Annotated in this window: 20 protein-coding genes; 15 read left to right on the top strand and 5 right to left on the bottom strand. The window is 45.0% G+C overall.

What is annotated here, in order from left to right; genetic code table 11:
* Positions 1–342: 342 nt before the first annotated feature.
* The gene (locus tag PH_RS02045) at positions 343–1,521 is read right to left on the bottom strand and encodes a DUF1972 domain-containing protein (RefSeq protein WP_394295100.1); all 1,179 of its coding nucleotides are present in this window, start codon (positions 1,519–1,521) and stop codon (positions 343–345) included.
* Positions 1,522–1,550: 29 nt separating this feature from the next.
* A complete protein-coding gene (gene aglJ / locus PH_RS02050) occupies positions 1,551–2,465 on the bottom strand; it encodes an S-layer glycoprotein N-glycosyltransferase AglJ (protein WP_010884543.1) in 915 nt (304 codons plus the stop codon).
* A gap of 185 nt (positions 2,466–2,650) precedes the next feature.
* Between aglJ and PH_RS02055 the strand changes: the two genes are divergently transcribed.
* The 10 genes from PH_RS02055 to PH_RS02095 all read left to right on the top strand — a co-directional run bounded on the left by PH_RS02055 (position 2,651) and on the right by PH_RS02095 (position 13,227).
* Positions 2,651–3,661, top strand: a complete 1,011-nt coding sequence (locus PH_RS02055; RefSeq protein WP_010884544.1) for a glycosyltransferase family 4 protein — start codon at positions 2,651–2,653, stop codon at positions 3,659–3,661.
* Positions 3,658–4,680: an L-threonylcarbamoyladenylate synthase gene (locus PH_RS02060; RefSeq protein WP_010884545.1), complete on the top strand. Its 1,023-nt coding sequence runs from the start codon at positions 3,658–3,660 to the stop codon at positions 4,678–4,680. The genes PH_RS02055 and PH_RS02060 overlap by 4 nt, the downstream gene beginning before the upstream one ends.
* Positions 4,681–4,706: 26 nt before the next feature.
* On the top strand, positions 4,707–6,050 hold the full coding sequence (locus tag PH_RS02065) for an ATP-binding protein (RefSeq protein WP_048053129.1): 1,344 nt from the start codon (positions 4,707–4,709) through the stop codon (positions 6,048–6,050).
* 1 nt (position 6,051) lies between these two features.
* Complete coding sequence (locus PH_RS09845; RefSeq protein ID WP_162465517.1) at positions 6,052–6,210, top strand: hypothetical protein; 159 nt, start codon at positions 6,052–6,054, stop codon at positions 6,208–6,210.
* Between the two features lie 103 nt (positions 6,211–6,313).
* Complete coding sequence (locus tag PH_RS02070; protein ID WP_010884547.1) at positions 6,314–7,417, top strand: AAA family ATPase; 1,104 nt, start codon at positions 6,314–6,316, stop codon at positions 7,415–7,417.
* A gap of 58 nt (positions 7,418–7,475) precedes the next feature.
* Positions 7,476–8,495 carry an adenylosuccinate synthetase gene (locus PH_RS02075; RefSeq protein WP_010884548.1) on the top strand — a complete coding sequence of 340 codons (1,020 nt, stop codon included), beginning with the start codon at positions 7,476–7,478 and terminating at the stop codon, positions 8,493–8,495.
* A gap of 40 nt (positions 8,496–8,535) precedes the next feature.
* Positions 8,536–9,294, top strand: coding sequence for a molybdopterin-binding protein (locus PH_RS02080; RefSeq protein WP_048053130.1), 759 nt, complete (start codon positions 8,536–8,538; stop codon positions 9,292–9,294).
* 2 nt (positions 9,295–9,296) lie between these two features.
* Positions 9,297–10,127, top strand: coding sequence for a translation initiation factor IF-2 (locus tag PH_RS02085; RefSeq protein WP_010884550.1), 831 nt, complete (start codon positions 9,297–9,299; stop codon positions 10,125–10,127).
* Positions 10,124–11,806 carry an endonuclease MutS2 gene (locus PH_RS02090; RefSeq protein ID WP_010884552.1) on the top strand — a complete coding sequence of 561 codons (1,683 nt, stop codon included), beginning with the start codon at positions 10,124–10,126 and terminating at the stop codon, positions 11,804–11,806. The genes PH_RS02085 and PH_RS02090 overlap by 4 nt, the downstream gene beginning before the upstream one ends.
* Before the next feature lie 134 nt (positions 11,807–11,940).
* A complete protein-coding gene (locus PH_RS02095) occupies positions 11,941–13,227 on the top strand; it encodes a methyl-accepting chemotaxis protein (RefSeq protein WP_010884553.1) in 1,287 nt (428 codons plus the stop codon).
* Here the strand turns inward: PH_RS02095 and PH_RS02100 are convergent.
* The gene (locus PH_RS02100) at positions 13,220–13,879 is read right to left on the bottom strand and encodes a Kae1-associated kinase Bud32 (RefSeq protein WP_010884554.1); all 660 of its coding nucleotides are present in this window, start codon (positions 13,877–13,879) and stop codon (positions 13,220–13,222) included. The two genes, PH_RS02095 and PH_RS02100, sit on opposite strands and share 8 nt — an antisense overlap.
* A gap of 63 nt (positions 13,880–13,942) precedes the next feature.
* On the opposite strand from PH_RS02100, the gene PH_RS09860 reads away from it, so the two are divergent.
* From PH_RS09860 to PH_RS02115, 4 genes are read left to right on the top strand one after another with little or no spacing between them, the layout of a single operon-like run.
* On the top strand, positions 13,943–14,113 hold the full coding sequence (locus PH_RS09860; protein WP_173026562.1) for a hypothetical protein: 171 nt from the start codon (positions 13,943–13,945) through the stop codon (positions 14,111–14,113).
* 12 nt (positions 14,114–14,125) lie between these two features.
* The gene (locus PH_RS02105; RefSeq protein ID WP_010884555.1) at positions 14,126–15,310 is read left to right on the top strand and encodes an A24 family peptidase C-terminal domain-containing protein; all 1,185 of its coding nucleotides are present in this window, start codon (positions 14,126–14,128) and stop codon (positions 15,308–15,310) included.
* Between the two features lie 32 nt (positions 15,311–15,342).
* Complete coding sequence (locus PH_RS02110) at positions 15,343–15,684, top strand: ASCH domain-containing protein (protein WP_048053131.1); 342 nt, start codon at positions 15,343–15,345, stop codon at positions 15,682–15,684.
* A complete protein-coding gene (locus PH_RS02115; protein ID WP_010884557.1) occupies positions 15,681–16,253 on the top strand; it encodes an ASCH domain-containing protein in 573 nt (190 codons plus the stop codon). Before PH_RS02110 ends, PH_RS02115 begins: the two co-directional genes overlap by 4 nt.
* Here PH_RS02115 and PH_RS02120 read toward each other — a convergent pair.
* Complete coding sequence (locus PH_RS02120; protein ID WP_010884558.1) at positions 16,243–17,379, bottom strand: DUF790 family protein; 1,137 nt, start codon at positions 17,377–17,379, stop codon at positions 16,243–16,245. The genes PH_RS02115 and PH_RS02120 overlap by 11 nt on opposite strands.
* A 39-nt stretch (positions 17,380–17,418) precedes the next feature.
* On the opposite strand from PH_RS02120, the gene PH_RS02125 reads away from it, so the two are divergent.
* Positions 17,419–18,768, top strand: a complete 1,350-nt coding sequence (locus PH_RS02125; protein WP_010884559.1) for a DEAD/DEAH box helicase family protein — start codon at positions 17,419–17,421, stop codon at positions 18,766–18,768.
* Here the strand turns inward: PH_RS02125 and PH_RS02130 are convergent.
* Positions 18,758–19,126: a Mov34/MPN/PAD-1 family protein gene (locus PH_RS02130; RefSeq protein WP_010884560.1), complete on the bottom strand. Its 369-nt coding sequence runs from the start codon at positions 19,124–19,126 to the stop codon at positions 18,758–18,760. The genes PH_RS02125 and PH_RS02130 overlap by 11 nt on opposite strands.
* Between the last annotated feature and the right edge of the window lie 11 nt (positions 19,127–19,137).

The raw sequence follows: 19,137 nt of genomic DNA on the forward strand, positions 1-19,137 counted from the left end.
TGGAACCATGGATCTACCCCAGTAACAAGAGGAAACAGATAATATTGAGAGATAACAAACGTAAAAATAACTAACAATAAAAACAAAAATGTTACTAACTTAGTTCCTGTATCTAAGTTACAATTTAAATTTAGAGATAATATAGCCAAGGACGTTAGGATAATACTAGCAGATATGTAAAACACGGATGGTCTAGTATACGGATCTCTTCTATCATATAAAACAAAAATACTTCCTAAATATATGACAATTAGAGCAAGTATCAGCATTTTAATCTGAATTTTACTCCAATTACTATCCCGGCATGATTGAGCAACAATTAAGTTGACCATAACTTAACCCTCACAAGCTTTTAAGGGCAATATTAAAAAGTTTCTCATACTCCCTCGCAACCTTCTCCCAGTTGTACTGCCTCTTTATCCTCTTAATCTGAGTCTTCTTTATAAGTCTTAAGTCGAACTCTCCCCTCTCAAGCATCTCTATTTTGTTGGCTAAATCTTCAGCATCTTTAAAGTATATCCCTCCTTCCTGCAGGACTTCCTTATTAAAAGGTACGTCATAAGCTAATACAGGCCTCTTAAACAGCATTTGCTCAAGCAAGGAGGGATTTGTCCCTCCAACTTCATAGGCGTGGATGTAGGCGAAGCAGTTCTTCCTCAAAACTCCCAAAACTTTCTTGTCGTAAATCGGATCAAGCAATAGTATGTTCTCGTTGTCTTTGGCTAAGTTGAAAAGGTACTTGCTGTATGGATCTTTCTCGTTGAAGTTTCCAACGATGACAAGCTTCTTTGTTGAGTTAGCTTTTTTAAATCCTTCAATCTCCATGTGAATGTTGTTCTCCGCAACTATCCTCGCTACCGTGAGATAATAGCCCAAAGGTTCGAGATTAAACCTACTAAGTATCTCTTTTTCTTCTTCTACCGAGAATTCTGAAGAAATTAGCTCCCTTGCCCCATAGGTAATGTAGACGACCCTTCTGGGTTTGTGTCTCTTTTCTAAGTGCTCTTTAATCCCAAGAGAATCGGCAACCACTATATCGGGAAGTTTGCATGAAAGGTATTCCATAAAATACATATAAATTATGGTAGCAAAGTATATTGGAAACAAATAAAACGGCACAAAATAACTCCTCTTTATTAGTCTCCTCCACTCAACCCCGTCAGGGTTTATAAGAACTTTCTTCCCTCTAAGCCTTGCCAATATCGCTGCCAGGGAACTGTCCGGCCCAAGAAAGTAAAAAAGCTCAATATCTTTCTCATGGTTTGCGAGCATGTATGCTGTATTGGTAAAGTCGTTTATTGAAGGGATACTTGTGCTCTTGCTCTCAATTGCGGGTGAGTGGACTCTTATTATTCTATTGTATTCATCTTCAAAAAACTTGGTGTCTTCGTGCATAACATAAAACTTAAAAGCATCCTTTAATCTTGACGTAAGCTCCTCTACAAACGTTTCTGTCCCCCCATATTTCGAGGGAATCCCGCGCAGTCCAATGATCGCTATTCTAGGTTTTTCCAATTCCACCACCTACTGATTGGCACTCTTTTCCCTGATTACTTCATTCCCTCTCTTATTATCCTTTTCATTTCACTCATACTCTTAAACATGTAACCAAGCACAAATCCCACAGCTATAAACTGAACCCCTCCAAGCACAAGGATAGCAACAACTATTGCAAGTAGATCATGAGAAACATGATGGAACCATTCATAAACTACATACACTCCAGTAATCAACCCTAGTAGCAAGAATAGCCCACCTAGGAAATACAAGTACTTCGCTGGATTGTACCTAACGAGGAGCTCGATTATGGCTTTTCCGATCCTCCAGCCGTCCTTAATCGGATGCAGATTGGCCTTTCCTTTCCTCTTGTAATAGTTTATCGGAACCTCAGCGATCCTAAAACCCTTTGCAACCGTCTCAACGGTGAGCTCTGTCTCAACTTCAAAGCCGTGCTTCTTCAGCTCAACGCTCTTGTACAATTCCTTTGTGAATGCCCTATAACCGCTCAGCATGTCATAAACCGGAACGCCGTACAGAAACCTAAACAAAGCATTGAATATCTTGTTTCCTATCAAGTTTAGTCTGGTAAATGCTCCATCTTCAAAGTTTTCTAGCCTATTTCCAATGACATGCTCCGCAATTCCCCTCCTTATTGGTTCAAGCATCTTTTCAACATCCTTAGGATCGTAAGTCCCATCTCCATCTATTAGAACAACGACTTCACTGTCTATGAGCTTGAAGGCTTCGGCAACGGCTTGGCCCTTTCCCTTTCCCGTTTGAAGAACCACTTTTGCACCCTTTTCTTTTGCGATCTCCCTAGTCCTATCCGTGCTGTGCCCATCGATGACGAGAATATTGTTATACCCGAGCTTCTTAAACTCCTCTATGACCCAGCCTATTCCCTCTTCCTCGTTCTTCGTGGGAATGAGGATCGTAACATCCTCGGGAGTAATGTTCCTCTCCATGAAGTGCCCTCCCTATTGTAAGCTAAAATTACCTCCAGTTATACTACTCTCTGTAGGTTATCTTAAAATCCCTCTTTTAAAAGTTTCTCGTTAAATCAAACTGGAGATTTCTGTAGAATAAATTAAAACCTTCTGTGATAAAGTCAACTAAACCTTTTTATCCCTTTCCCTTCAACCTATGACAAATGAGGATCCTGATGATAGGACACTATCCCCCCCACAGGGGAGGCGTCGCAAGGCACGTCAAGGATCTGGTAGACTACCTCTCCAGGGAGCACGAAGTCCACGTAATAACCTACGGAACTGTAAAGGGTAAAGGGGAAAACGTCAGCTACGTTAAGGTACCCAACATCTTCGGGCTAAGGGGGACTTCCTTCACTCTCTTAGCATCTAAGCTAGGGGTAAAGCTACACAAAAAACTTAACTTCGATCTGATCCACGCCCACTACGTGGGTACAACGAGCTACGCTGGCGTCCTAATAAAGGAAAGAACTGGTTTACCTTTGGTTGTGACAGCTCACGGGAGCGACCTTGACTTCACCTCAAAGCTACCCCTCGGTAGCTACTACGTTAAAAAATCTCTCATTAAAGCTAATGCAGTAATAGCCGTGAGCCACTACTTAGGAGTTAAAGCTAAAATGCTAGGTGCTGAAAACGTCAAGGTAATTCCGAACTGGGTTACCAAAACTGGGAAATCAAGGGGGGAATACATAGCGTTCATAGGTAGGTTAACCGAGTACAAGGGGGTTGAGGATTTCATAGAGCTTGCTAAGTTATTCCCCCAGGAAAAGTTCGTCGTGGCTGGAGAAGGTCCCCTCTTAAAGAAACTAATGAAGGAAAGTCCCAAGAACGTAAAATTCTTAGGGTACAAACCCAGCGAGGATGTTTTGAGTAAAGCAAAGGTTTTGATCCTACCCTCTAAGAGAGAGGGCTTCGGTTTGGTTATCCTTGAAGCTAACTCCTTTAAGGTTCCATCCCTTGGGAGGAGGGTAGGTGGGATAAGGGAGATAATAAGGGATGGGAAGAACGGTTATACGTTCTCAGCCCTTGATGAGGCGTACGAATATTTAAAAGAGCTCCTGAACCCTAAGAAGGGGAGGAAAGCTGGGGCGATCTCTTACAGGATTTCAAGGTTCTACAGCATGGAGGAGTCATGCAAGAGGATCCTTAAGGTCTACGAGGAGGTGGTGGGATGACGATAATAATAAACATGAGATCCGGGGTTGACGAGGTTAAGCTTAGGATAGCTGCTAAGCTAATAAGGGAGGGTAAGCTGGTGGCTTTTCCCACGGAAACAGTCTATGGCCTAGGAGCTGACGCCTTGAACGAGAGAGCTGTAAGGAGGATATTCGAAGCCAAGGGAAGGCCAGCAGATAACCCATTGATACTTCACATAGCTAAATTCTCCCAGGTTTACGAGCTGGCTAGAGAAGTTCCCGAGGAAGCTAAGGTTTTGGTTGAGAGGTTTTGGCCCGGCCCATTAACGATAGTCCTCCCAAGGAAGGATGTAGTTCCAGACGTAACTACAGGAGGTTTAGATACTGTCGCGATAAGGATGCCCGCTAATGAGATAGCCTTAAAGCTAATAGAGCTCAGCGGAAAGCCCATAGCTGCTCCCTCAGCAAACATAAGCGGAAAACCTAGCCCCACTTCAGCGGAGCACGTTGCAGATGACTTCTACGGGAAGATAGAGTGCATAATAGATGGGGGGGAGACTAGGATAGGCGTTGAATCGACGGTTATCGATCTAACCGAGCACCCTCCAGTGCTTTTAAGGCCTGGAGGCTTACCCTTAGAAGAGATCGAGAAGGTCATTGGGAAAGTTAGGATTCACCCAGCGGTATTTGGGAAGAAGGTTGACACACCAAAATCCCCGGGGATGAAGTACAAGCACTACGCACCCAATGCGGAGGTTATAGTCGTTGAAGGTCCCAGGGAAAAAGTCAAGGGAAAAATTACCGAGCTAGTTAAGGAGTTAAAGGAGAGGGGAAAGAAAGTTGGGGTGATCGGTTCAGAAAGCTATAACGCTGACGAGTTCTTCTTCCTGGGTAGCAGCGTTGAGGAAGTGGCAAAAAACCTGTTCAAGGCTTTGAGGTACATGGATAAAGCTGGAGTTGACGTTGTGATAGCTGAGGGGGTTGAGGAGAGGGGGTTGGGCTTAGCCGTAATGAACAGGCTAAGGAAGGCCTCGGGCTATAAGATCGTCAAGGCTTAAATATTCGGAACGTGATTATTATAATCATGATCCGAAAATTTGTCAACAGGAAGAGGGAGCTTGAAACGCTTGAGAAGCTCTACGAGAAGGGAGCTAACCTAGTGGTGATCTATGGAAGGAGGAGGGTTGGAAAGACAGCGCTTCTGAGGAAGTTCCTTGAGGAGAAAAGGGGGATCTACTTCCTCTGCTCCAGAAGGGGGTATGAGAAGGATTTGAAGAGGTTCTCACAGGAGTTAAGTAAATTCTTCGGAATCCCCTTAAGCTTCGAGGATTTTGAAGATGCTTTCGAGTTCCTCTCAAAGCAGGGAAAACTCGTGGTAGTCATTGATGAGTTTCCCTACCTGATAGAATCTTACAAACCGGTAGTTTCAGTTTTCCAGAGGATAGTCGATTTAGTGCTCGAGGGTTCAGAGGTTATGCTTATCCTCTGCGGGTCGAGCATTGGAATGATGGAAAAGGATGTGCTCGGCTATAAAGCTCCGCTCTACGGGAGGGCCCAGGGGATAATGAAAGTTAAACCGTTCCGATTCTTTGACATGGTAGAGTGGTATGGGAGGGATTTTGAGAAGCTTGTTAGACTCTATGGAGTGACTTGGGGAGTTCCTAGGTACATGGAGTTCTTCAGGGAGGGGAGCGATGAGGAGATAATAAGGAACTTCTTCGATCCCTCCTCCTTCCTCTTCAACGAGGCTAAGCTACTTTTAATGGAAGAGCTTAGGAATCCAGCAGTTTACGGAGAGATAATAGAAGCAATAGCCCTGGGAAACACTAGGCTGAGTGAGATAGCTAACTATTCAATGATCGACGCTAAGGATCTTCCGGCTTATCTAAAAACCCTCCAGGAGCTTGGAATAGTTAAGAGGATAACTCCAATAACGAAGAGGAACGCTAAGAGAGGGGTATACGTCATTGAGGATGAGTACTTCAGGTTCTACTACCGCTTCGTGAATCCCTATTACGAGGAGATAGAATCTCTGAATCCCGAGCCTGCTATAGAGGATTTCAGGAAGAACTTCAACTCCTACCTTGGCGAGACCTTTGAGAAGGTATCGAAAGAATTCCTCCTCGCAATTGGGGATTACCCAAAGATCGGGAAGTGGTGGTACAAAGGGGAAGAGATTGACCTGGTAGCTTTAAATGAAAGGGAGAAGAAAGCTCTCTTTGTGGAGGTCAAGTGGAGGGGGTTGAAGGAAAGGGAAGCTAAAAGAATTTTAAAGAGGTTAGAGAAGAAGAGCATGCTAATAAATCTCGATGGCTGGATTAAAGATTATGGTGTTATAGCTAGAAGGGTTGAAGGTAAGGAGTCGTTGAGGGATGAAGGATGGCTGGTTTGGGATCTTGAGGATTTTAATAGCTTAGTAGGTGATTAATATGTCGATAAGAAGAGAAATCTCTACCAGGGATCTCCTCAAAATATTAGGTGAAGAGTTTGAGAAGAGAATTAAGGAGACTCCAATCGAAAAGTATGAGGAGTATTATGTGAAGGCTAGAGAAGCGGAGTGGAAGCGCCTAAGAAGCTTTACGACATGAAGATACCGTACTGGGAAGCACTAAATCCCTGCAATGAATAGAATGGCTATTGAGAGCAAACCTTATATTATATACCATGTAAATTACATACGGTGTAAATTATATGCCATGTAAAAACTTCTTCACCACGAGGCCTATCATGGAGGAAGATTGTCTATGGGATAAAAGGAGGAAGATCGTTGACGATCTCTTTCGTACCGTTCTTAGGGGAAACATTGCAATTCTCCTGGGCCCAAGGCGAGTTGGAAAGACGAGCGTTGTTAACGTGATCTCTCAAAAGTTCGCAAAGAGGAGGAACCATCACTACATCTACTTTAACTTCTCTAGGTTCATCGGAGCTAGGGCTATCTCAATAGCGGATATAGAACCAAAAAGGACGTCTTTAAAGCTCATAACTACAAGCAAGAGCTACGTCATTTCATTGAAAGGAATATCCGTTGAAGTGAGAAAGACGAGCATCGAAGAGTTTACATCGGACTTCTCAACCTTAGTAAGGATATTATCCCAGAATTCTGAGAGGGGGCTCCTCATCTTTGACGAAGCCCAAGTGCTCGCTAGGTTAAAGAACTTGGACTTCCGCGGCCTTATACAGGAGATAACCGATAGCTATCCAAATATATCGATGATCTTCACCGGTTCAATGCCCGGGCTACTTATAGAGTACTTAAACCCAGGGCCAGATAAACCAAACTTTATGCGCGCTTCCGAAACCTTTACCCTCTCACGCTGGAACGTTGAAGAAGGATTGGAGTTTCTGAAGAAGGGCTTTGAAAGTTACGGCATTAGCGTAAGGAACGAACTTGAGCTTGAGAGAGCTGTAAAAGAACTGGGAGGGATTCCTGGTTTTATCTCTTACTATGGAATAACAGTGATTAACCTCGTGAGAAGTGGAGTTCCAGTAGAAAAGGCCCTTCCAAGGGCCCTGGAGGAGAGCAAGAGGTATGCCCTTGAAGAGTGGAAGAAGGATCTGGAAGCGTTCCTAAACGTCTACAACAGCCCGATTTACGTTGAGGTAATGAAGGTTCTGGCAAGTTCATACCCAACCGCTCTCAAGGGAGCGGAAGTTTACAGGAGGATGAATAGGGCACCAAAGAGGATCCAGCACATATACAAGTACCTCGACGTTCTGGAGAAGGTTGGCTTCATACGCTCAGAGGGAGGTAAGTACTGGATAGAGGATCCGATCCTTAGGGAGCTATTAACATAGCCCTGTCAAAAGGGTAAGCATTTTAAGGTACCCCTTTACTTACCCTTTGGTAAGGAGTATGCCGAGCGTTATAGTTGTAGGCGGTCAGTGGGGAGATGAAGGGAAGGGCTCAATAGTGGCTTACCTTTCTCTCCATGACGAGCCTGAGATAATAGCTAGGGGCGGCGTTGGAACGAACGCTGGTCACAGCGTGGTCATAAACGGGAAGAAGTATGCGGTAAGACAGATCCCGACTGGCTTCATGCAGACGAAAGCGAGGCTTTTGATTGGGGCCGGAGTTCTAGTCGATCCTGAGGTCTTCTTCCACGAGCTCGAGCAGTTGAAAGACTTTAATGTTAAGGATAGGGTTGGGATAGATTATCGCTGCGCAATAATAGAGGAGAAGCACAAGCAACTGGACAGGACCAACGGTTACCTACATGGAAAGATCGGAACCACCGGGAGCGGTTGCGGACCTGCTAATGCTGACAGGGTTATGAGGAAGGCCAAGCAAGCAAAGGATGTTAAGGAGCTTGAACCTTATTTAACCGACGTAGCCCAGGAGATAAACGATGCCCTGGATGAGGGTTCCCTAGTCCTAGTTGAGGGAACGCAGGGCTTTGGGCTCAGCCTCTACTATGGAACGTATCCTTACGTAACTTCAAAGGATGTTACAGCTTCATCTGTTGCAGCTGACGTTGGGATAGGCCCAACTAGGGTTGACGAAGTTATAGTTGTCTTCAAGAGCTTTCCCACTAGGGTGGGTGCGGGACCCTTCCCCACGGAGATGCCAATGGAGGAAGCTGACAGGCTTGGCCTCGTTGAGTACGGAACGGTAACCGGGAGGAGAAGGAGGGTTGGCTGGTTCGACTTTGAGATGGCCAGATATTCAGCTAGAATAAACGGGGCCACGATGCTTGCCGTCACGATGCTCGACAAGTACGACAAGGAAGCCTTTGGAGTTACGGATTACGACAAGCTACCCAGGAAGGCTAAGGAATTTATTGAAGAAATAGAGGAGAGGGTTGGAGTTCCAGTGGGATTGATAAAGACGGGCCCTGAGCTTGAGCACATAATAGATAGAAGGGATACCATCTAGCTTTAAATTTCCTATCCCTATTTTTCTTTTGGTGGTGTTGGTGTTAGCCGAGATCATAACCGTAGGGGATGAGCTTTTAACGGGGAACACCGTTGACAGCAACTCGGCTTACATAGCCCAAAGGTTAACCGAGAAGGGCTTCTGGGTGAGGAGGATAACCACGGTTGGCGATGACGTTAAGGAGATAGAGAACGCTGTAAGGGAAGCAATCTCAAGGAAGCCAGAGGTTTTAATAATCTCCGGTGGACTAGGTCCCACTCACGATGATGTAACTATGCTTGGAGTTGCAAATGCAATAGGTAGGAAGCTTAAGCTTTGCGAGGACTGTTTGGAGAGGATAAAGGAGTTCTATGAAGAGCTGCACAGGAAAGGGTTGATAGACGATCCAACCCTCAACGAGGCCAGGAAGAAGATGGCATACCTCCCTGAAGGATCAGAGCCCTTAAATAACACCGAGGGAGCAGCTCCGGGGGCTTACGTGGAGTATGAAGGGGTAAAGATCTTCATTCTTCCTGGGATGCCCAGGGAAATGAAAGCCATGCTGGAAAGCGAAGTCCTACCGAGGCTCGGGGAAAGGAAGTTCGTTCAGAAAAAGTTCTTAGCAGAGATAACGGATGAGAGCAAGCTCGCTCCAATCCTGGAGGATACGATAGAGAGGTTCAAGGTTAAGATACACTCATCCCCCAAGGGATTCGGGAAGTACATAGGGATAATAATCTTCGCCGAAGACGATGAAGTTATCGGGAAGGTAATAAGGTACATAGAGGGTAAGGGGATAAAGTTCAGGGAAGGCTGGTAACCATGCTTCCAGAGAGGGTTCTGGAGATACTCAGGGAGATGAAGAGAGAAAGAATAAAGGGGGCTAGCTGGCTAGCTAAGAAGGGTGCCGAAGCCTTCTTAACCCTAGCAGAAGAGCTCGATGAATCATTACTTGAAGATGCTATCATGGAATTAAGGGAAGAGGTCGTTAAGGTGAACCCCTCGATGGCTTCACTCTACAACCTAGCGAGGTTCATACCGGTAACGAATAGGAGGGATATCCTAAAGTCCAGGGCCTTAGAGTTCTTGAGGAGGATGGAAGAAGCTAAGAGGGAGCTGGCCTCTATAGGGGCTCAACTTATAGATGACGGTGACGTGATAATAACCCACTCCTTCTCATCAACAGTCCTGGAGATAATTAGGACCGCTAAAGAGAGGAAGAAGAGGTTTAAAGTAATACTCACTGAGAGCTCTCCAGATTACGAAGGGTTACATCTAGCAAGGGAGCTTGAGTTTTCGGGAATAGAGTTCGAGGTAATAACCGATGCCCAGATGGGCCTCTTCTGTAGGGAAGCTTCAATAGCCATCGTTGGTGCGGATATGATAACGAAAGATGGTTACGTAGTTAATAAAGCTGGAACGTATCTGCTAGCCTTGGCATGTCACGAGAACGCTATCCCCTTCTACGTTGCAGCTGAGACCTATAAGTTCCATCCAACTTTAAAGTCCGGAGATGTAATGCTTATGGAGAGGGATCTAATAAGGGGGAACGTGAGAATAAGGAACGTTCTATTTGACGTAACCCCATGGAAGTACGTTAGGGGGATAATAACGGAGCTCGGCATAGTCATACCACCGAGGGATATTCAATGAAGCTCAGGGGAGATGCCAGGGATGTATACAAGAGGATAAGGGGAATGATCGAGAGGGAGATTAAGCTTGAGGAAGCGAAGAAGTTCCTCGATAGGATAGAGCCTACAAGCGATAAGCTCGAAATATTGAGGAGGCAGGAGTACTTCAAAAAGTCTTTCTCCTCGGTTAAGGAAGAGTTAGAGGATTTTCTGCTTAAGGTTAAACCGATAAAATTCAGGAGGGAATTCCTCGACGATAGGGTTTTGATAGTGAGCGAGGATGAAGTTGAAGAGGCCGAGAAGCTAAACCTCTGCATTGTTTCCACGGAACCTATAGAAGGTTATGACATAGTCCTGAGCACGATCGGCTATGGAATCGAGGTGGAGCTCAAGCCCTACGAGATAGCGCCTGAGTTATACGTCAAACCCCTCTGGGAAAACAGGGGAGTTTTAGAGGCATTAGCAAACGTTTTTCCAAATGGAGTGTCCAGGAAGATTCTGGAAAGGCTCAATGAGCTTGAAGACGTTTTTAAAAGGCTAAAGACATTGGAGAACTTAGAGGAGAGGATAAGGGAACTTGAGATAGAGCTCAACAGGAAGATTGAGGAGAAGCTTGAGGACTTTAAGCTAACCTTAAGCGGGAGGGAACTTGTTGAGTTCATAAGGGCCCTCCGCTCAGGGGATATAGAGGTAGTCCTTTCCAAGTTCTCAGCATTAAACGATGAGATATTGGATGAGATAAAGAAGACTGAGGAGGAGCTTTCTAAAGAGTTGGGAATCGATGTTGAGGTCTTCCCTAGGGACTATCCCATAGAGGTTCCTCCTGAAGTAGTTGAATCCTTGAGGAAGAGCGTTGAGAGGGAGTTAAAGCTTGAACTTTACCTAAAGTCTCGAGAAGTCTTGGAGGATATCCTTCCCTACTTACCAAAGCTGAAGGAGGAAATCGAGAAGGCTTACGAGCTCGAATTTATAATAGCCTTGAAGAGATTCTCTAAAGGCTTTACGTTCCCGAAGATCGAGGAAGGTGGGATAGGCTTCGTTAAGGGGAAGAACCTCTTCATAGAAAACCCACAACCCGTAAGCTACTTCGTTGGTAAGGCGAGAGAACCTTTTGCTGGAGTTAAGGGTTCGAGGGTTGTGATTTTAACGGGGGCCAACAGCGGAGGGAAGACTTCCCTGCTTGAGTTAATGCTTCAAATTGTCGTGTTAGCTCACATGGGACTTCCCGTTCCCGCTGAGAATGCTTGGGTTGACGTTCTAAATGAAGTCTTCTTCTTTAAGAAGAAGAGGAGTAGTTATGGGGCTGGGGCCTTCGAGGGCTCCCTAAAAGGTATAGTTAGATCCCTAAGAGGGAAGGGGAAGAAGCTAATATTGATAGATGAGTTTGAAGCCATAACTGAGCCGGGAGCGGCCGTTAAGATATTAGCAGAGCTTTTAAAGGTTGGAATTTCCAAGGGCTTCTACATAGTTATAGTTTCCCATCTGGGAGAGGATCTCATGAAAGAGCTTCCCGAGGCGAGGGTTGATGGGATAGAAGCCAGTGGACTCGATGAGAACTTGAACTTAATAGTTGACAGGCAACCTAAGTTCGGTATCATCGGAAGGAGCACTCCAGAGCTTATATTGGAGAGGTTAGCCCGGAAGGGTAGGGGAGAGGAGAGGGATATCTTGCTTAAGGTATTAAGAAAATTAAAAAAATAAAACAGGCTAACTAATAAACATATGTACCTACACAAAATCTATTTAATAACTAACGGTTATAAAAAGAAGGGAGCATAATTATTGAATAAAATAAGTCTGTTTTTTAATCAAGATCATCCTGGGGTGATAGGAAAATGAAGGTGTCAGTTATTACTCCAATCTTGCCATTTCTCTTCACGATAGTGCCAGCGGCAATTGATAGCCTTCCGGGGGCCGTGATAGGGGGAGTGATTGGCTTAGGAATAGCCTCCTATATAAACTACAGAACTGAGGGTAAGGCAGAGCTCCCCATGGAGCTTGAGGAGTACAAGAAGAACCTTGAGAAGAGGATTGAGGAAATTTCAGTGATCCTTGAAAGGATAGCTCACGGTGATTTAAGCGTTGAAGACAGTGAGATAAGCGGTGAACTTGCTAAGATAAGGGAAGGAATAGAAAAGCTTAGACAATCTATAAGTGGGCTAGTTCTCAACGTAAAGAATGCCGCCATAGACGTGAAAAATCACGCGAAGGTTATGAAGGATAATATAGAACAGATTGCTGAAGCAGTCGCTCAGGTTGCCGAAGCAATAAATCAGGTAAGTGCAGAGGCCCAGAGGGAGCAGGAGAACATAAGCAAGATGACCGAGACCATGAGGTACATCAATGACATAAGCAAGGAGACGGTTTCAACCATGGAGGAGTTCGAGGCCTCCATGAGGGAGATGGCCCAGCTAGCTAAGGAAGGTGGAGAGAAGGGGAGGATGGCTGCAACCCAAATAGAGGAAATAAGCAGGATGATGCAGATGATAGAAGAAACCGTTAGGGGAGTTGCAGACATGGGTAAGAACATTGAGAACATAACGAACGTTATAAGTAGCATAGCTGAGCAAACTAACTTGCTAGCATTAAACGCTGCAATAGAAGCTGCTAGAGCAGGTGAAGCTGGAAAGGGATTTGCTGTTGTTGCGGATGAGATTAGGAAATTAGCTGAGGAAAGCAAGAAAGCTGCCGAGGACATTAGGGAGTTAATCAAGCAGATAGGTGATAAGATAAGTGAGAGCGTTGAAGTAACTAAGCAAGGTGCAGAAGTTGTGGGCACCTCTACTGAGGTAATAAAGGAGAGCGTGAATTATCTGACTCAGGTAGCTGAGATGATGGAGGAGATGGAAGCTAAAGCTTCCGAGCTTAGGGAGAAGGTTATACAGGAAGGAGAAAAGATTGAGGAAGGACTTAAGTTCCTTGAAAACTTAGCCGCTAGTGCTGAGGAGACAACGGCAGCAGCTGAAGAGGTTAGCGCTGCAGCGGAGGAACAGAGTAGTGCCCTTCAGGAGCTTAAAGAAAGTGTCAAGGAACTTGACAGATTGGTTGATGTTCTCATGGAGCATATAGGAAAGTTCAAGTTAAGCAAGGATCATGAGGCAAAGGTTAAGGAGATCAAGTGATCCATTTCCTTTCCCTGTACCTTCCTCTAAGCTCTATCTCCCTTATTTTCTCCTCAATCTCAACCCTCTTCTCCCTTCCCCTAACCTCCTCATATCCATTTAGCACTTCCTTGAATCCCTCCTCGAACCATTTGTAGTGTGTGCTCTCCATGGCCCTCTTTAGTAAATGCAGATCTACACCCTGGGCCTCTAGGGTATCGTCGAACTCGGCGAGGCCGAAGTCTATGAAGTATATTTTTCCATTCCTCATGATCATGTTAGAGGTTGTTAAGTCCCCGTGAACTATTCCTCCCTCGTGTAACCTTCCTATTAGCCTTCCAACCTCCCTGCATATCTTAAGCCTCTCCTCCATACTTACCCTCTCGAGGAGCTCCTTGAGCCTCTCCCCTTCTATGTACTCCATGACTATTATCATGTTCTTAGTGTCAACCTCAAAAACGTAGGGAACGTTAACTCCGAGTTCCTTGGCTTTATGCAAAATCCTTGCTTCCCTAATCGTCCTCTCCCTCCTCAGCTTGATATCTATCTCAGGAATCCTGTACCTCTTCTTAATCCTCTCCTTCACGATAACCTTAAGGGGGTAATCAAAGTAAAGCTCGGAAAAATCCGCTAGATAGATCTTTGCCTCTGCACCCTGCTTTATGAGCTTCATCCCTATCCCCAAGTAAATGAACTTCCAAAAGCCTTATATCGATTTAGTGCGAACTCCCCTAGGATGGGGATGAGGAGATCTCAGACTGCTATCGAATACCTCTTCATGTTGGCCGCGGTTCTATTGCTGATCGCGATAGTGTTTAAGGTAGTTATCGATACATTTAGAACACTGAACACTTCCGTCGGGGAGTACGTAAAGGTCATTAGGGAAAAGCTTCTCGAGAACCTTTAAGGAGGTGGTTGAGTGATTCCATTGATCCTCGGCACCATAGTCGGTATTCTCACTTCCTACACCGATGTGAAAACTAGCTATATATATGAGGAGCACTTCTTTCCAACTATTTCCATTCTCTCAAAGTGGTGGTGCAAAAGGAAAGGTTGTGAATACGAGAGTAAGGGTCCTTACATTCCCATAGTCGAACTCGGGATCCTTTATAATTTATTCCTGGGGGTGAAGGGTGATAATTTAATTCAAGCTCTTTCCCCCTTCATTGGATTAGTTGTTGGTTTCGCTATAGGTTACTTCCTCTACTATACCGGAGGATGGGCGAGTGGTGATGTAATAATCCTTGGAGCTTATTCAGCTTTGCTCCCCTTCGCTCCAGCGAAGGCTAAGTATGCGCCTCCCTATTCCCTATATCTCCCACTTAATTCCCTAAGCATCCTTTTCAACTCGATCCTCCTGATATTTCCCCTTATACTCATTTACTCCTTGATAGGTCTAGCCGTTAAGGGGAAGTTTAGAAGCATTTTAGTCCTCTTCAAGGAAGGGTTGGGAGCCGTAGTTGAAGTTACCCTTTGGTTAAACTTCGCCGCAATCCTCTTTGCCTTAGTAAGTATCTATCTACCTATTCCCAGGATAATAACGCTAATCTTGGCTTTTTTGATAATTTTACTGTTCGGTAAGTTTAGAATAGTCGGGGACATAGCTGGAATTGCTTCCCTCGCATATGGCCTTTACCTCCTGGGGATTGAGTATCTAATATATTTCGTGAAGCTCTTCGCGATAGTGTACACCTTCAAGCTCCTCTGGTCCTCGGTTAAGGCCTTAAGGAGGGAAGTCCTGATAGATGAGAAGGTAGTTGAAGAGCTTAAACCTGGAGACGTTCTTGGAGAGAGGATAGTTTTAACTGGAAGTGGAGTAGTTAGGGATAGATCTGACTTCTTCGACAAGCTTTCAAAGCTTCTAAGAGGGGAAAGGTACGATCAGGTTAAGGGTGAAGAGGTAGCTGGGTTCAGCGTTGAGGGATTAACTGAGGAACAGATAGAAAGGCTGAAAAATCTAGTTAATGAAGGTAAGCTTGAAAATAAATTCCTCGTTAGGAAAGCCATGCCTTTTGCTCCCGCACTCTTCCTGGGCTTCTTGACTAGTTACTTCTTCGGCGATGTACTTTGGTGGTTAATCCTTAAGGTTTCAGGCCTTGCCTAGAGTTTTTAAACTCAACCCATAATTTCGATGTGATGAAAGTTTACAGGCTCTACCTTAGGGATGAGTACCTGGAGATGGTTAAGAGCGGGAAGAAGAGGATAGAGGTTAGAGTTGCTTATCCCCAGCTTAAGGGGATGAAGAGAGGGGATAAGATAATATTTAACGATGAGGTTCCGGCCGAAGTTATAGAGGTGAAGCACTACGAAACCTTTAGGCAGGTACTCAGGGAGGAACCGATAGATAAGATATTTCCAGATGAACCTAGCTTTGAGAGGGCCTTAAGGAGGTTTCACAACCTCTACCCGAAGTGGAAGGAAAATCGCTATGGCGTCATAGCGATAAAATTCAAGCTCCTGGGGAGGGAAAGGAAGTGAAGAATCTTAAGTTTGACGGTAGGTACAAGGATGACATAATATCGGGGAAGAAGAAAGCCACCATAAGGCTCGGAAGGAAGGTTAATCTAAAGCCGGGAGAGGAAGTTTTGATCCATGCTGGAGGTTACGTCCTTGGAAAGGCTAGGATAACTAGGGTAACTACGAAGAAGGTTTCTGAGCTTACGGATGAAGATGCGAGGAAAGATGGGTTTAAAAGCAGAGAAGAACTTCTTGAAGCTTTAAGGGAGCACTACAAGTTCGTTAAACCCGATTCCCCAGCTACCATAGTGGAGTTCGAGATGCTCAGCGTTCTCGATAAGCCGATACTCTCGGCTGATTATCCATATGAAGGGAACAATCCCATCGAGATAGCGGAACTAGCTTTGGAACATCTAGATAACCTTAGCTTTGAGGAGGTAGCCCTTCTAAAGCTCTTCCTCAAGGAGGGTAGCCTTAGAAAAGCGGCAATGAAGTTGGGTGGATTGAACAAGAGGTACAAGATCAGGGAAGTCCTTAGGAAAGCGTATGAAGAGCTAAAGAAGAGGGGAATCATGCAACCTAAGATTTGAGCATCTCCTTGATCTTCATTATGACATCCTTATAGGGGATCTTCCCCTTCTTCATGAGCAAGACTTCCTTTCCGCTGAACCTTGAGGCCTTCTCCGCGAATAGCTCGTCGTTAACTATGAGTAACATTTGAATCTTAGCCTTTGATATCTTCTCAAGCTTTCTCTTTAAATAATCCCTCGTCCAGAAGCCGACTATCTCAACGTAAACCTTCTTATTCCCTTTCTTTATCAAGAAATCTGGGATGTAGGCATAATTACCAACTTTGATTATTTCCGGCTCGTATATAACATCGACCCCCAGGATCCTCTTTATCTTGCTTGCAAACTCCCTCTCGAGCGAGGAGGAATACTCGATCCTTTCCATAATCTTAGGAAGCATTACGCTTTCTTCGCTCGAGAGTTCAAAGATGTAAATCCTCTTGTCTTCAACTACCTCCGCTCTCATCCACCACTCCTCAGCTTTAACTATCCCGGGTATAAGTTTAGCGATTGAAGTTCCATACTTCCTGGTGAGCTTTAGAAGGGAAGCTGGCCCGGTAACCTCTATCCCTTCATCGATTACCTCGTACATCAGGCCGAGCTTCTTCACTCCCCTTAATATCTCCTTGTAGTTTGAAGAAACCTTGAAGGTTAGCCTTACGGCTTCGAACATCAAGGTTTGAAGTAACGAAAGGTTGTACCTCTTTATCAGCTCCTCTGGATTTATTTCCGGCACTTCCTCCAGTATTTTCTCCTCTTCCCTATCCGCGAATATTGCTCTCTCAATCTCCTCAATGCTAGCCCCAAAGTGTTCAGCTGCTTCCCTTAGCACCTTAATCCTATCAAACTCGCTCGTCACGTATCCCCTCTCGAAGAGAAACTTCCTAACTTCCCAGGGATCTAAGTTAGTTGCCATGGAAAACTTGCACTCCCTCTCGATTATCTTGGCAAAGCCTCTAACCTTCTTGTAGTTACTTGCAGTTTCTAAGTGCCTTAGCTTTTCCTGTAGTTCAGCATAGCTTTGTCCAATGCTTGATTTAAAGGCTATCAATACTGCTTTGGCAAGCTTTAGATGTTCATCGCTCGCGAAGTTCAGGTAAATTCTTCCTCTGCTCCTCCTGGCATCGAGGAGTTCCCTGGGAAGCATGGAGGAAGTTTTTAAAATCCCCTTAATAACCTTGTCAAGATGAAGCTGTACTACGACAGGGGAACGATAAAGATCATAGGTAGCTCTTACGTTCCCTTCGCAAGATGGGATGAGAGGTGTAACTGCTACAGGGCGTTAGCGTATAAATACAGGGATATAGTTGAGTTTTTAAAATCAGAGGGTGTTGATTTCGAGGATCACGTTCTAGACAATGTTATTCCTTCTCCGTTTTATGAGGATGTTGAGTTCGAGCTGAGGGATTATCAAAGGGAGGCCGTTGAAAGGTGGATGATGGAGAAGAGGGGGATAATAGTCCTCCCCACGGGATCCGGGAAGACGATAATTGCCATGGAGATAATGAGGAGACTCTCCGTTTCAACGCTAGTCGTTGTTCCAACTTTGGCCCTTCTTGAACAGTGGAAGGAGAGGCTTTCAATCTTTGGTGAAGTTGGGGAGTTCTCTGGGAAGAAGAAGGAGCTCAAACCAATAACAGTCACGACTTATGATTCGGCATACATAAATGCTGAACTCTTGGGGGATAAGTTCATGCTAATAATCTTCGACGAGTGCCATCACCTTCCAGCGGAAGCTTATAGGAACATAGCCCAGATGAGCGTTGCCCCTTACAGGCTAGGTCTTACAGCTTTCCCAGAGAGATCTGACAATTTACATGAACTCTTACCGGATTTGATAGGGCCTGTAGTTTACAAAAAGGGCCCAGGAGAGCTAATAGGGACTTACTTAGCTCCCTACGAGATAGTTAGGATAAAGGTTCCACTCAGCAGGGAGGAGAGGGAGGAGTACAAAAAATACTACGGAATCTTCAAGAGGTACCTTGAGGAAAGCGGAATCGAGATAAAGAGTCTCGAAGATTTTCAAAGGATAGTCATGAAGACCGGAATGGATAATAAAGCCTTTAAAGCTCTAAGGGCCCTGGAGAAGTCGAGAAAGATAGCCCTGGGCTCAAAAGGAAAAATTGAGGAACTGAGGAAGATACTTGAGAGGCACAGGGGAGAGAAGATAATAATATTCACGAGGTACAACGAGTTAGTCTACGAGATCTCCAGGAAGTTTTTGATACCTGCTATAACCCATAAGACGGATAAGAAGGAGAGGAGCGAAATATTGAAGAAGTTCAGAAAGGGTATTTATAAAGCCGTTGTCAGTAGTCAAGTTCTAGATGAGGGAATAGACGTCCCAGATGCTAGCGTTGGAGTTATAATAAGTGGAACCGGTTCTCCTAGGGAGCTCATCCAAAGGTTAGGTAGAATTCTGAGATCTGCCCCAGGAAAGGAGAAGGCGATCCTCTACGAGCTCGTAACCCCGGGAACAGCTGAAGTTAGGATAGCGAGCAGGAGGCTTAGTGGCTTAAAGAAGCTTAATCAATGACCTCAAGCTCAACTTCCCTCCCCTCACTGTCGAAGGCTTTGACGCTATCCTCATCGTACGGAAAGGCCGCTATTATATGGATCCCACCGAACTTTGAGAAGAACATGAGGTCCCCTTCGGAGGGATAGGGAAATGGGGATGGATGCGAATGAAAGGTTCCCTTTATGCTTTCATCGTGGGGCATTAAAGTTAGGTCAAAGTAAACTGAACTCTCCCCGAAGAATCCCTTTGGCACTATGAGTACTTCCTCAAATACTCCATCCTTCATCCTAAGGAAGCCTGCAACTTCCCTGGGGTAAAACGACTTTGCAAGTTCCAGTAAGTATTCAAGCAGTTCCCTACGAATTTTAACCCTCATGTAGGTGAAGT

Source organism: Pyrococcus horikoshii OT3 (assembly GCF_000011105.1).
GTDB lineage: Archaea > Methanobacteriota_B > Thermococci > Thermococcales > Thermococcaceae > Pyrococcus > Pyrococcus horikoshii.